General features: G+C 72.6%; 11 protein-coding genes. 1 reads left to right on the plus strand and 10 read right to left on the minus strand.

Annotated elements, in window-relative coordinates; translation table 11 throughout:
- Positions 1-94: 94 nt before the first annotated feature.
- From ACFYZB_RS02660 to ACFYZB_RS02680, 5 genes are all read right to left on the minus strand, one after another.
- Positions 95-784, minus strand: a complete 690-nt coding sequence (locus tag ACFYZB_RS02660) for a TetR/AcrR family transcriptional regulator (protein WP_351203654.1) — start codon at positions 782-784, stop codon at positions 95-97.
- Between the two features lie 36 nt (positions 785-820).
- Complete coding sequence (locus tag ACFYZB_RS02665; RefSeq protein ID WP_388753499.1) at positions 821-1879, minus strand: PDR/VanB family oxidoreductase; 1059 nt, start codon at positions 1877-1879, stop codon at positions 821-823.
- Positions 1879-2757, minus strand: coding sequence for a metal-dependent hydrolase (locus tag ACFYZB_RS02670; RefSeq protein ID WP_388753502.1), 879 nt, complete (start codon positions 2755-2757; stop codon positions 1879-1881). Before ACFYZB_RS02670 ends, ACFYZB_RS02665 begins: the two co-directional genes overlap by 1 nt.
- A gap of 78 nt (positions 2758-2835) precedes the next feature.
- A complete protein-coding gene (locus tag ACFYZB_RS02675; RefSeq protein ID WP_388753505.1) occupies positions 2836-4752 on the minus strand; it encodes a hypothetical protein in 1917 nt (638 codons plus the stop codon).
- 486 nt (positions 4753-5238) lie between these two features.
- On the minus strand, positions 5239-5766 hold the full coding sequence (locus tag ACFYZB_RS02680) for a tetratricopeptide repeat protein (protein ID WP_388753507.1): 528 nt from the start codon (positions 5764-5766) through the stop codon (positions 5239-5241).
- A gap of 95 nt (positions 5767-5861) precedes the next feature.
- Here ACFYZB_RS02680 and ACFYZB_RS02685 point away from each other — a divergent pair, with 95 nt between their 5' ends.
- Positions 5862-6272 carry a hypothetical protein gene (locus ACFYZB_RS02685; protein ID WP_351203664.1) on the plus strand — a complete coding sequence of 137 codons (411 nt, stop codon included), beginning with the start codon at positions 5862-5864 and terminating at the stop codon, positions 6270-6272.
- 97 nt (positions 6273-6369) lie between these two features.
- On the opposite strand, the gene ACFYZB_RS02690 is transcribed toward ACFYZB_RS02685, so the two are convergent.
- The 5 genes from ACFYZB_RS02690 to ACFYZB_RS02710 form a co-directional block, all read right to left on the minus strand.
- Positions 6370-7905, minus strand: coding sequence for a DUF1996 domain-containing protein (locus tag ACFYZB_RS02690; protein WP_388753509.1), 1536 nt, complete (start codon positions 7903-7905; stop codon positions 6370-6372).
- Positions 7906-8041: 136 nt separating this feature from the next.
- Positions 8042-8692 (minus strand): LuxR C-terminal-related transcriptional regulator, encoded by a 651-nt coding sequence (locus ACFYZB_RS02695; RefSeq protein ID WP_388753512.1) that lies wholly within the window; start codon positions 8690-8692, stop codon positions 8042-8044.
- Positions 8677-9948: a sensor histidine kinase gene (locus tag ACFYZB_RS02700; RefSeq protein ID WP_388753514.1), complete on the minus strand. Its 1272-nt coding sequence runs from the start codon at positions 9946-9948 to the stop codon at positions 8677-8679. The genes ACFYZB_RS02695 and ACFYZB_RS02700 overlap by 16 nt, the downstream gene beginning before the upstream one ends.
- A 31-nt stretch (positions 9949-9979) precedes the next feature.
- Positions 9980-11032 (minus strand): NAD-dependent epimerase/dehydratase family protein, encoded by a 1053-nt coding sequence (locus ACFYZB_RS02705; RefSeq protein ID WP_388753517.1) that lies wholly within the window; start codon positions 11030-11032, stop codon positions 9980-9982.
- Between the two features lie 69 nt (positions 11033-11101).
- The gene (locus ACFYZB_RS02710; RefSeq protein WP_388753519.1) at positions 11102-11671 is read right to left on the minus strand and encodes a winged helix-turn-helix domain-containing protein; all 570 of its coding nucleotides are present in this window, start codon (positions 11669-11671) and stop codon (positions 11102-11104) included.
- Positions 11672-12070 lie beyond the last annotated feature (399 nt).

Here is a 12070-nt window from a genome sequence, read left to right on the forward strand (position 1 = left end):
GCCCGGTGCGGCGAGAGTGCGTGCATGGCGTCGCGGGGCTGGGGGCACCTCCCGGCCGAAGGCTGGGGGAGGGAGTTTGACGACAGGGCCTAGGTCAGGGCGCGAGGGAGATCAGCCGGCCGGCGAGCTCCGCGAAGGGGCCGTCGGCCGGCTCGTCCTTGACCATCTCCTTCAGCAGGGTCGCCATGTCCTCGTCGTGGGCGGCGCTGACCGCGGCGAGCGCCGCGAAATCGTGCACGAGCTGGACCTCCAGTTCGGCGCGCGGGATGCGCCGGCCGTCCAGCCAGATCAGGGCCGTGGACTCGGCCAGGGAGATCCAGGAACGGACGACCAGCTCCAGACGCGGGGAGGCGTCGGTGACGCCGAGGTGCGACAGGATCTGCTCGTACGCGGCCTGGCGTACGGAGTCGATGAGGGCGTTCGTGGCCGAGGAGCCCACGGCCGGGCCGCCGCGCATCAACGCGGAGAAGCCGGGGCCGTGCTCGTCCACGAAGTCGAAGAAGCGGCCCATCACCCGCAGCAGCCGCGCGCCGAGCGGGCCCTCGTGCGGCTCGGCGAAGCGGCCCGCGAGATCCTCCGAGGCGCGCTGCAACGCGGCCTCGTACAGGCTGAGTTTGCCGGGGAAGTAGTGGTACACCAGCGGGCGGGAGATGCCCGCGGCGGACGCTATCTCGTCGATGGAGACCTCGTCGGGCGAGCGTCGGCTGAACAGGTCGAGGGCGACGCCGATCAGCTGCTGCCGCCGCTCCTCGACGCCCATTCTGCGGCGAACCCCGGTACTCATGCGAACACCTTACCGATCGGGTTCGGCCGCAGGCGTTCACATGTCGAGCACCAAACGATCGCTGCGGGCCCGCGACACGCAGATCAGCATCGAGTCGGCGCGCTCCTCGTCGGTCAGCAGCTCGTCACGGTGGTCGATCTCCCCTTCCAGCACCCGCTGTTGACAGGTCCCGCAGAACCCCTGCTCGCAGGAGTAGGCGGTGCCCGGCAGTTCCCGGCGTACGGCGGCCAGCACGGTGGAGTCGGCGGGAACGGTCAACGTCCGTCCGCTGCGCCTCAGTTCGACCTCGAACCCCGTGTTGCCGTCGGACGACGTACGCGGTGCGAAGCGTTCGAGGCGCACGTCCGGGAAGCGGGCCGCGACGGCCGCCATGAGCCCCTCGGGACCGCAGGCGTAGACAGCCGCCCCTTCGCGCACCTCCAGCGCGTCGAGGTCGGGCCGCCCCTCCACGACGGTCACCCTCCCCCGAGCTCGGCTTCGCTCGCCCGGGGGGACCCCCGTGCGGCCCAGCTTCTCGACCTCCTCCAGGAACGGCATCGAGGCCCGGTCGCGCCCCGCGTACAGCAGCCGCCACTCGGCGTGCTCCGGCAGGGCCCGCAGCATCGGCAGGAGCGGGGTGATCCCGATCCCGCCGGCGACGAAGACGTACGACTCCGCCTCGACCAGCGGAAAGCGGTTCCGCGGGCCCCGCACCTCCAGCTCCATGCCCTCCGTGAGCTGCTCGTGCACCTCGCGCGAGCCGCCCCGCCCGTTCTCGACCAAACGGGTCGCGACCGTGTACGAGGAGGTGTCCTCGGGGTCGCCGCACAGCGAGTACTGCCGCACGAGTCCCGACGGCAGGACGAGGTCGAGATGCGCTCCGGGCTCCCAGCGCGGCAAGTCCCGTCCTTCGAGGCGGAGTTGGACGACCCCCTCGGCCACCGTCTCGCGCGAGGTCACCAGCAGCCGCAGGGCCCGCGAGCGCGGCCGGCCCGACGTGGGCTCCTCCAGGGCGGGCATCGGCCACAGCGGTGAGACCTGGATGCGGCGGCGCAGGGCACCCCGGGTCAGCAGCACGGCACCCGCGACGAGCACGACGGTACGCAGCTTCGGCATCAGGCGGCCCTCTTCTCCGCCGCCGTGGCCGCAGGGGAGGCGGCCAGGTAGGCGACGGCCTGCTCGGTGTCGCCCTCCTGCGAGGGGTGGTAGTCCCGGCTCAGATAGCGGGGGATGGACCTGAGCATGTCCCCGGTCCTGGGGAGCAGGCCCTGCCTGCCGCGGACATAGAGGTCCTTCAGGCGGGCCCTGCCGTCGACGAGGGTCGGGTCGTTCTCCATGAAGAACCGCGTCCCGCGCTGCCACAGGAACACCAGTGCCGTGAAGGCCGTGGCCCAGGTCCGTACGCGCCGGCGGTAGCTGCCGTCGACGTGCATGAACAGCTCGAAGGCGACGGACCGGTGCTCGACCTCCTCGGCGCCGTGCCAGCGCAGCAGGTCCAGCATCGTCGGGTCGGCGCCGCGCCGGTCCAGTTCCTCCGCGTTGAGCACCCAGTTGCCGAGGAAGGCGGTGTAGTGCTCGATGGCCGCGATGAGCGCGACCCGCTCCATCAGCCACCAGCGGCGCGGCCTGCCCGGCGGCAGCGTCCGGTCGCCGAGGAGCTTCTCGAAGAACCAGTCGACCTGCGCGGTGTACGGCGTCGGGTCGAGCCCCTGCTCCCGCAGGTGCGGCAGCACCTCGTCATGGGCCTGGGAGTGCATGGCCTCCTGCCCGATGAACCCGATGACGTCCTCGCGCAGCCGCTCGTCGCGGATGTGGGGCAGTACCTGCTTGTACACGTGCACGAACCACCGCTCACCGGCGGGCAGCAGCAGGTGCAGCACGTTGATGGTGTGCGTGGTGAACGGATCCTCCGGCACCCAGTGCAGCGGCGTGCCGTCCCAGGAGAAGGACACCTTGCGTGCCTTGAGCGGCACCCGGGCCTGCGTGTTAGACATGGTGTCAATGTACTGACGGGTAGGCCCGCTGAGAACCCCTGTGACAGGGCTTATTTACGCTACTGTCAACAATGGGCTCTACTTCAACCCGCCGACCTCGGTTCCGTCCGCCAGCGTGCCCTTCAGCGTGGCCCGGGCCCCCTGCTTGGCCCGCGCCACCAGGAACTGTCCCTCACCCGCAGCGGTGACCTGGCCGCCCGCCCGGATCGACGCCGTGTCCCCGTCGCCCGCCGCCAGCAGATACCAGTGCCCGGCCGCGGACTTCCACAGCACCCCGGCGAGCACATGGGGATCGCGCGGACCGCAGGACCGCGCGTCCGTGCCCCTCGCGACCACCGCCCCGGCCGGATGGCCCGGCAGGCCGAACAGGGCCAGCGAACCCGTACCGTCGCCGCGCCAGGTCTCGGCCCTGGCGCACACCCATCCGGCCGACCCGCTGTCGTCGGGCAGCGGCTGCTCGGCGAACGACCAGGCGTTGACACTGCGCACCCCGCCGGAGCGCTCCGCGTCCAGCGCGCAGGCGAACGGCGCCCAGGCCCGCAGCCCGGCCGACCCGGACGCCTCGCCGGCCGAGCCGGGCCGGCCCGCGGTGAGGTGGGCCGGTACCAGCTCGCCCAGGTCGGTGGTGAGCGCGGTGCCGGCGGCGCCGGTCAGCTGGAGCACGGTCCAGGAGGTGCACTTGCCGAGCTGCAGCGCGGGGCTGGCCAGCGGGGCGGTGACGCCGTCGGTGACCTTCAAGGGGGTCACGGCCGAGTCCGGTTTCGTCAGGTCCCGGGAGGCCACCTTCTTCACCCAGGGGGCGGTCAGGTACTGGACGTTGCCGTCGGAGCGGCCCAGCACCAGCGCGCTCGCCTCGGCTCCGGTGGCGCCGTCGGCCCGGGCGAGATCCAGGGCCGCGCCCTGGGTGCCGTCGACCGGCTCGGCGTAACGGACGATGCGCAGACCGTCGTAGAACATCACCACGCGGGCGCCCCCCACCTGGCCCGCGTACAGCAGCTGGGGCGGGCCGGCCGGGCCGCCGGTCTGGGTGCCGGGGGTCGCCGAGACGTGGACCGTCGCACCCGGGCGGGCCCACACCGCGAGGGCGCGGTGCAGCAGGGCCGTGTCCCCGGTGAGCGGGCCGCGCGCGGGCCATACCGAGAAGTCGGTGCGGGCGGCGGTCTTCCAGTCGGCGGGGGAGACCTGGATCAGCCGGGCGGGGTCGAGGGCGGCCTCGGCGGCCGGGTTCCCGGCGTAGACCGGCGCGGCGGCGCCGTCCGGGCCCCAGCCGCCCGAGGGCAGGGCTACCAGCGCACCGCAGACCGCGAGCGCCGCGGCGGCGGCGAGGACGGCCTTGGTGTGCTGGCGGCGGCGCATCAGATCGGTGGGCCGGGCCTGGAGCAGACAGGGGTCGAACTCGGGGGAGGAGAGCAGCGCGGGCTCGGCGGGCACGCCGTTCGCCGAGGCCAGCGCGCCGCCCGGGTCGTCCACCCCGGCGTCGGTGAGCAGTGTGCGGATCTCGGCGTCGGACAGCTTCTCCAGGCCGCGCAGCACATATGCGGCGCGGGCCGGGCCGGACAGCGCGGACAGCCGCTGGTCCAGGGCGAGTTCGTCGGCGCCGCCCGAGCGCGGGAACAGCTTCAGGCCCCACACCTGGGGCAGCAGGGGCGGCAGCTGGGAGAGCCGGGGCAGGCCCTTGCGGGGCCGGGCCGCCTCCAGCGCCGTACGCAGGACGCGCTCGCGCAGGAAGGCGTACCCCGGGTCGCCCTCGCGCCCGGAGGCCGGGGCCGGGATCACGGGCTGCTGCTTCCGGCCTCTGGGCAGGGCGCGCTGGGCGAGGCAGTGTGCGGTCAGCACCCGGCGGCTGCGGCCGAGATCCGGCGGCAGCACCAGATAGGCGATCCGGACCAGCCGTGGATAGTGCTCGACGAGCGCGGCCTCGGCCTGCTCGACATCGACCTGTCCGGTGTTCTCGGAGGCGGGTGCGTGACGCTGGGCTACATCCTGTGACTGCACGTCATACAGAACGAGCGAACCGTGGGTTGGTCACCACCGGATGGGTGATTCGGTCCACCGACAGCCTGCCCGGTCCGCCGACGGCCGCGCCCAGTCCGCGCGTCGGTCGGCCGACAGCAGCCCCTCAGCCCGCCGTGACGGGGGTTCCTCGGCCGGTGGACAGCCTGGCTCTCGGCCCGCCGACGGATCGCCGCTCGGGTCGGTCGGCAGACCGCCACTCGGCCTGTCGGCAGCAGCCCCTCGGTCCGCCGTGACGGTCGGCCCCTGGTCCGCCGGGCAGTCGCCCCTCAGCCTTCCGTGACGGTCGGTCCCCGTTCCGCCGCGACGGTCGGCCCTCGGTCGGTGGGCATCCCGCCCCCGGTCCGCCGGCAGCACGGCTCCCCGGCCGTCGGCAGTGCGGCCGTCGGCAGTGTGGCTTCCCGGCCGGCGGCAGCGCGGCTCCCGGGCCGGCGGCAATGTGGCTGCCGGTTTGTCGTCCGCCCGCTCTCAGTCCTGCGGGGCGACCAGTGCGCGGGCGTAGTTCGCCATCGAGCGCTGGTAGCGCGGCAGATGGGGGGCCAGGGCGCCGAGGACCAGCGAGAGGCCCTCGCGATCGCGGCCGAGGGTGGACAGGCACAGGGCGAGACAGGCCCGTACCGCGTCGTCCAGCTCGTCGGAGGGGGCGTCGAGTTCGGGGGTGAGCAGCTTCACGCCCTCCTCCGCCTCACCGATGTTGCGAAGCGAGCTCGACAGCTGGATCTTGGCCCGGCGGCCCTTGTACTGGCTCGCCTCGCCCAGCCCGCGCGCCAGCGCCTCCCGGTACAGCGGCACCGCCTTGTCCGAGTGCCCGGTGGAGTCCCAGGCACAGGCCTGCTCGAACAGGCCCAGCGGGCTGCCGTCCGGCAACTCGGCGACCAGCGCGTCGATCAGCGCGCGGAACTCGTGCGCGCGCTCTTCCGGATAGTCGTCGAGGGTGGCCCAGGCGGCGGCCACGCGGTCTTCCCAGTCCTTGTTCACCGGGTCACCTTCGCACACCCGTGCCACTCCGGCACCGGATTTGAGCGGACGGCGGCCCTCAGCCGTATCCGAAGGAGCTGAGGCATGCTTGGCCCACAGGACCGGAGGAACAGATGAGGGTGACACGACTGCTGCCGGCCGCCGCGGCCGTACTGGCGCTGGCGGGCTGCGGTTCGGGCGGGGACACCAAGGCGGTCCCGCCCACCGCCACCGGCAGCCTGGAGAGCCTGGCCGCCGAGGTGAAGTGCAGGCCGAACATGCAGACCGACGCCGACACGATCCGCCAGGCCATCTGCACCAACACCGACGGCAAGTTCATCCTCGCCACCTTCTCCACCGACCGCGGGCAGCGCGAGTGGATCAACGACGCGAAGGACTACGGCGGTTACTACCTCGTCGGCCGCAAGTGGGTCGCCGTCGGTGACGACGGGGTCGTCAAGGCGCTGCGCGGCACCCTCGGCGGGGACGTGGAGATCGGCACGAACCACGCCGCCCACACCTCCCATTCCGGGCACAGCGGCTGACACACACGGGCGCTGACACACAGGGGCGCACGCACGGGAAAGGCCGGTGACGGGAGGGGGGTCCGTCACCGGCCTCGTTCTCGGCCCGGTCAGCAGGTCATGCGCAGTTCTGACCGTTGTTGATGCAGTTGGCGATCCGGTTGGCCAGGCCGCCGGTCGTGACGCTGATGAAGTCGTCGTGGTCGGTGATCGGCTTGTGCAGCTCCTCGGGGAAGCCGTCCACCGCGTAGGCGTTCTTCACCGTGCCGTCCGACTGGATGACCGGCTGCGGCACGTTGTACACCAGCCGCATCGTCAGCTGCGGGATCGCCTTGAAGCCGTTCGGGCAGACACCGCTGCCGGGGTCGGCGAAGGCCACGTGCGTACGGTGGTTGGCGCTGTCGATGTTCTGGCCGTCCCAGCAGCTCTGGAAGGCGAACGAGCGCACCACCTTGCTGCCCGCCGGACAGATCGGGTACTTGTCCGTCAGCTGCACCCTGTTCTCGAAGCCGGTGCAGCTCCAGTGGGCGTTGGCGTTGGCCGGACCGTTGACGAAGGCCTTGGCGTCACCGGTGATGATCCGCAGGAACTGCGGCATCGCGACGACCTTGCTCGCCGGGCTGCCCACGTACTTGATCTGGGCCTGCTGGGCGACCAGGATCTTGCCGACGTTGAGGTCCTTGCCACCGCCGTCCGCGTTCGCGTCCTTCTCCTGGGTGCCGTCCTGCTCGCGGATGACCGGCCAGTAGTACGCCGACAGGTCGTTGCGGTTCTGGCAGCTGGTGCCGCCCTGCAGGAACGTCTGGTTGCTGGAGAACGCGTTGACCTTCTGGTTGCCGACGTAGTCGTGCACGTGGTGGGCGCCGTTGGTCACGCCGGGCGCGACGATCACGTTGTCGCTGTTGTGGTTCTGGTTCGCGTTCACACCGCAGCGCGTGGTGAACGTGCCCGACGAGGCGTTGGGCGTCTTGTTCGGCTTGGACTGGACGTTCGGCGCGACCTTGGTGATGTCCACGAAGTCCGCCGCAGAGGGCCCGTCACCGGCCTGGCCGCCGTTGTTGCCCTGCTGCTGGCCGCCCTGCTGCTGCCCGCCCTGCTGCTGGCCACCGTTGTTCTGCTGCTGACCGCCGTTGTTCTGCTGCTGGCCACCGCTGTTCCCCCCGGCGGTGGTCTGGTCGGCGTTCTGCGTCGTACAGGCGGCGAGCTGCGACAGGGCGTTGTTGAAGCTGCCGCCGACGCGCTGGATGTCGATCCGGATCCGGTCGATCGTCGCCGCCCGCTTGTCCTTGAGGGGACCGACGATCGAGTTCTGCACGAAGCTCGGATCCTTGGACTGCGCGTCGCGCGTGGAGGCGAGCCGGGTGTAGGCCTCGGTGATCTGCTTGTCGAGGTTGGCCAGCTCCGTCGCCACGCCCTGGCGGGCCCGCCAGGGCACGTTCGTCAGCTTCTGCTGGACGTCCGGACAGGAGATCGTCGCGACCTGCGCCGTCGCGGCCTTGGTCTGGTTGCCTCCCCACGTCTGGTTGTTCGACTCGTGCGCAGAGGCGTAGAAGTTCGCCCAGATCAGCCCGCCCCCACCGAGCGCTAGGGCCGCCGATGCGGCTATGGCCTTGGCAGCCAGCGGCGTACGGCGTTTTCGTGTGTTGCGTCCCATGGAACTCCTCTGACTTCCTTGCGGGGCAGCATCGAGGCGCCCGACAGGAGTGAAGCGGCGCCCTTCCATACGGACGCCGCCCCAGAGGTGTTCACCGGTCTCACAAATTCCTCGCAGAAACAGGCGAGTTGGCAGGTCAGCGGTCCCGGTCCAGATAGGCGAGGACCGCCAGCACGCGCCGGTTGTCGTCGTCCGACACCTCCAGGCCCAGCTTGGTGAAGATGTTGGAGGTGTGCTTGGCGACGGCCCGTTCGGTCACCACCAGCTGGGTCGCGATGGCCGCGTTCGACCGGCCCTGCGCCATCAGCTCCAGCACCTCCAGCTCGCGCGGGGTGAGGCCCGCGAGCGGCCGGTCGTCGGCCCTGCGGGACAGCAACTGCTGGATCACCTGCGGGTCCATCGCCGTACCGCCGGCCGCGACGCGCCGTACGGCGTCGATGAACTGCTCGGCGTCGAACACCCGGTCCTTGAGCAGATAGCCGATCCCGCCGTTGCCGTCGGCGAGCAGCTCGCGCGCGTACAGCTGCTCCACGTGCTGGGAGAGGACCAGCACCGGCAGCCCCGGCCGCGCCGTGCGGGCCGCGAGCGCGCACTGCAGGCCCTCGTCGGTGTGCGTGGGCGGCAGCCGTACGTCGACCACGGCCACGTCCGGCGCCAACTCGGCCAGCGCCCGGGCGAGTTCGGGGCCGGACTCGACGGCGGCCGCGATCTCGAAGCCGAAGGCCTCCAGCATCCGGACCAGCCCGTCGCGCAGCAGGAAGAGGTCTTCGGCTAGGACAACGCGCACGGGATCTCCATGGTCACCAGGGTGGGGCCGCCGGCGGGGCTGCTGACGGCCAGGACGCCGTCGAATGTACCGAGCCGGCGCTCGACCCCGGCGAGCCCCGACCCGGCGCCGAGCGCCGCGCCTCCCCTGCCGTTGTCGGTGACCGTGATCCGCAGCAGGCCGTCGGTGTGCAGCACGTCGACCCGGATCCGGTCGGCACCGGAGTGCTTGACGGCGTTGGTGAGCACCTCGCTGACCGCGAAGTAGGCCGCCGACTCCACCGGCGCCTCCGCGCGGCCGGGCAGTTCCACGCTCACCTCGGCCGGCAGCGGCAGCCGCAGCGCCAGCGCCCGTACGGCGTCGCCGAGTCCGCGTTCGGCGAGGACCGGCGGATGGATGCCCCGCACCAGGTCGCGCAGCTCCTCCAGGGCCTCGGCCGAGTTCCGGCGGGCCTGCGCGAGCAGCCGTTTCGCCTGCGCCGGGTCCCGTTCCACCAGCATCTCGATGGTGCCGAGGTCCATACCCATGGCGACCAGCCGGGCCTGCGCCCCGTCGTGCAGGTCGCGCTCGATGCGCCGCAGTTCGGCGGCGGAGGTGTCCACGGCGTCCCGCCGGGTCTCGGTCAACACCCGTACGCGCTCGGCGAGTTCCGCGTCACCGCCGAGCACGGCCCGGGCGAGCCGGAAGTGCGCGGGCAGCAGGCGCGGAACGAGACGCCAGGCGACGGCGAGGATCACGGCGCCGAGCGCGGCGGCGAGGAGGGCGGTGCCCTGGCCGGAGACCGGCACGAAGGCGTACCAGTAGGTGCCGCCGTCGCTCACGTACGGCCGCCACAGCCCCGCGGCCAGCAGGAACCCCTCGACCGGGTAGAACAGCAGCAACGCCGGCAGCAGCGCGGTGACGAAGCCCGCCGTCATGGCGACCGGCAGCCACCGCACGTCCCGGAGCACCTGTGGGTCGCGCAGCAGGGCGAAGGTGAGCCTGAAGGGGTTGCCGCTCGCGGGGAGCGGCCGGTACACCGCCGGGATCCGGATCCCGCACCACTCCGCGGCCAGCCTGCGGTGGGCGCCGGCCAGCGCCCGTACGCCGGTCAGGACCGCCGGCGTCGTGACGAGCCCGACGCCGAGCGGCACGAACGCCACGGAGAGCAGGGTCAGCACGAGGAAGGCCACCCCGCAGGGCAGGACCGCGACGGCCAGCACGAGCCCCCGTACGGCGTCCAGCACCACCCCTCGGGCCCGGGCACGGAAGTCGTCTGTGTGCGTGTCGGTCGTCATGCCGCCAGTCTCACCGAGGGCGGCGTGCGGGTCACTCGCCCGAGGACCCCTCTTCGCGGGTGGTGTCAGGTACACCCTCCACCCCGGCCAGCACCCGCGCCTCCACCTCCGGAGCGACGCCCGGGGCCGTCCGGTCCGGACGCGTCGGCGCCCGGCCGCCGATCTCCTTCAGCCAGCGCCAGGTGTCGGCCACGGTCTCCGCGGCCGGCCGGCACACCAGGCCGGTGGCCAGCGCCCGTGACACGTCGGTGCGGTGCGCGCATGCGTACAGCTCGCTGCCCGGTGGCGCCCACACCGGCAGCTCGGTCCACGGTTCGATCCCGGCGGCGAGGATGGCTTCCGGGTCGGTCCAGCGCAGTTCGGCGTCCGCGCCGGTGACCTGGACGCAGAGGTCGAGCAGTTCGCCCATGGTGCTGTGCCCCGGCGGGCCGATCACGTCGTACGGCCCGCTCAGCGACTGTTCCACCGCGCCGAGGAGCCATGCGGCCAGGTCGCGGGCGTCGATGTACTGCACCGGCAGCTCGCGCGGCCCGGGGGCCAGTACCGGCCCGCCGCGCGCGATCCGGCTCAGCCACCAGGGCAGCCGGCCCACGTTCTCGTGCGGGCCGAGGATCAGCCCGGCCCGCACCAGCAGTGACCGCCGTTCGCCGAAGGCCTCGACGGCGGCCAGCTCGCCGCCGCGCTTGTCGCGTGCGTAGTCGGTCGGCCCGGCGTCGGCGGCGGCGCCCTCGACCACCGCGCCCTTTTCGCCTGCCCCGCCCACGACGGGCCAGGGCCAGGCGTACACGGACCGGCTGGAGACGTACACGTACCGCGCGGCACGGCCCCGCAGCAGCCGTGCCGCCGCCAGCACGGCACGCGGCTCGGCCGACCAGGTGTCGATCACGGCGTCCCAGGAGCCGGCCTCGGCGGCGAGCGCCGCGAGGCCGTCCGGGGCGGTGCGGTCACCGTGCAACGACCGCACCCCGGGCGGGGGTTGGTGCCGTCCCCGGTGGAAGACGGTCACCTCCCAGCCGCGCCCCAGCGCCGCCCGGGCCACGGCCCGCCCCACGAACTCCGTACCGCCCAGCACCAGAAGCCTCATACCGCTGATCGTGCCCGCTCCGGGCGCGCGGCGGTACGGGACTCTGCTCAGGGCAGAGCGACGGCCGGGTCAGCGGGGGGTCGGCGGGGTGTACTTGTAGCCGACCCGGCGCACCGTCTGGATCGACTGGCGGTGCTCGGCGCCCAGCTTGCGGCGCAGCCGGGCGATGTGCACGTCGACGGTGCGGCCGTCCCCGACATGGCCGTAGCCCCACACCGTGGTGACCAGCTGGTCGCGGGTGTGCACCCGGTGCGGATGGGCCACCAGGTGCGCGAGCAGCTCGAACTCCAGGTAGGTGAGGTCGAGTTCACGGCCGTCGACGTCGGCGGTGCGCTGCACGGGGTCGATCCGCACCACCGGCGCGGCGTGCGGGTCCGGGGCCGCCGTCTCCGGCTGGTCCGGCACCGCGACCGGCAGGAACGGCGGGTGCTGGTCGGCCGGTACCAGCACCAGGTAGCCGACCATCGGCGGCTGCCCGGGGAGGCTCGGCAGGGTGTGCTGCGGCGCGGGCAGCCAGGTGGCGCCCGGCGGCAGGAAGTCCGCGACGTCGACCACCTCGTCCCGGTCGACGGCGCGCAGCCGGTGCCGGGCGGGGGCGGTGAGGGTGGAGGCGGGGGAGAGAGAACGAGTGGTCGCCATGAGAGGTCAGCTCTTTCGCGCGAGAGGTTCGTCGATGGGAGCGACGGCCGCGATTCGTGGTCGGGCGCGCCGGAGGACGTACGTCGTTCGCGCTGGCCGAAGGCCGGGGGTTACGGCTTTAGAGGGCCCGCGCGTTCACCGCGCGGCAACACACCCGGTCGAAGTCGTGGTGCTGACGGGAAGGCCAGAAGGGCTCGAGGTCATGGCGACCCGTCGCGGTGTACTTCTGGAAGCTGGCCATGTGCCCATTGAAGCAGACGCGGGCGCGGGAGAGGACCCCTGCGCGAGATGTCGTCTCGGTATCCGGACGAAGAATCGTTCGTGGCGCACCTCCGGGCCGGGCTCCTCGGCGGGCCGGGCCCGCAGCAGGGGGAGCAACGGCACCGCGGCAGAACCTCG

This window comes from Streptomyces sp. NPDC001852 (assembly GCF_042891825.1).
Classification (GTDB): Bacteria; Actinomycetota; Actinomycetes; order Streptomycetales; family Streptomycetaceae; genus Streptomyces.

Coding starts and splice junctions, on each gene's coding strand:
- ACFYZB_RS02660 (WP_351203654.1), bottom strand. CDS start 784: ATGAGTACCGGGGTTCGCCGCAGAATGGGCGTCGAGGAGCGGCGGCAG.
- ACFYZB_RS02665 (WP_388753499.1), bottom strand. CDS start 1,879: ATGCCGAAGCTGCGTACCGTCGTGCTCGTCGCGGGTGCCGTGCTGCTG.
- ACFYZB_RS02670 (WP_388753502.1), bottom strand. CDS start 2,757: ATGTCTAACACGCAGGCCCGGGTGCCGCTCAAGGCACGCAAGGTGTCC.
- ACFYZB_RS02685 (WP_351203664.1), top strand. CDS start 5,862: ATGAGGGTGACACGACTGCTGCCGGCCGCCGCGGCCGTACTGGCGCTG.
- ACFYZB_RS02690 (WP_388753509.1), bottom strand. CDS start 7,905: ATGGGACGCAACACACGAAAACGCCGTACGCCGCTGGCTGCCAAGGCC.
- ACFYZB_RS02700 (WP_388753514.1), bottom strand. CDS start 9,948: ATGACGACCGACACGCACACAGACGACTTCCGTGCCCGGGCCCGAGGG.
- ACFYZB_RS02705 (WP_388753517.1), bottom strand. CDS start 11,032: ATGAGGCTTCTGGTGCTGGGCGGTACGGAGTTCGTGGGGCGGGCCGTG.
- ACFYZB_RS02710 (WP_388753519.1), bottom strand. CDS start 11,671: ATGGCGACCACTCGTTCTCTCTCCCCCGCCTCCACCCTCACCGCCCCC.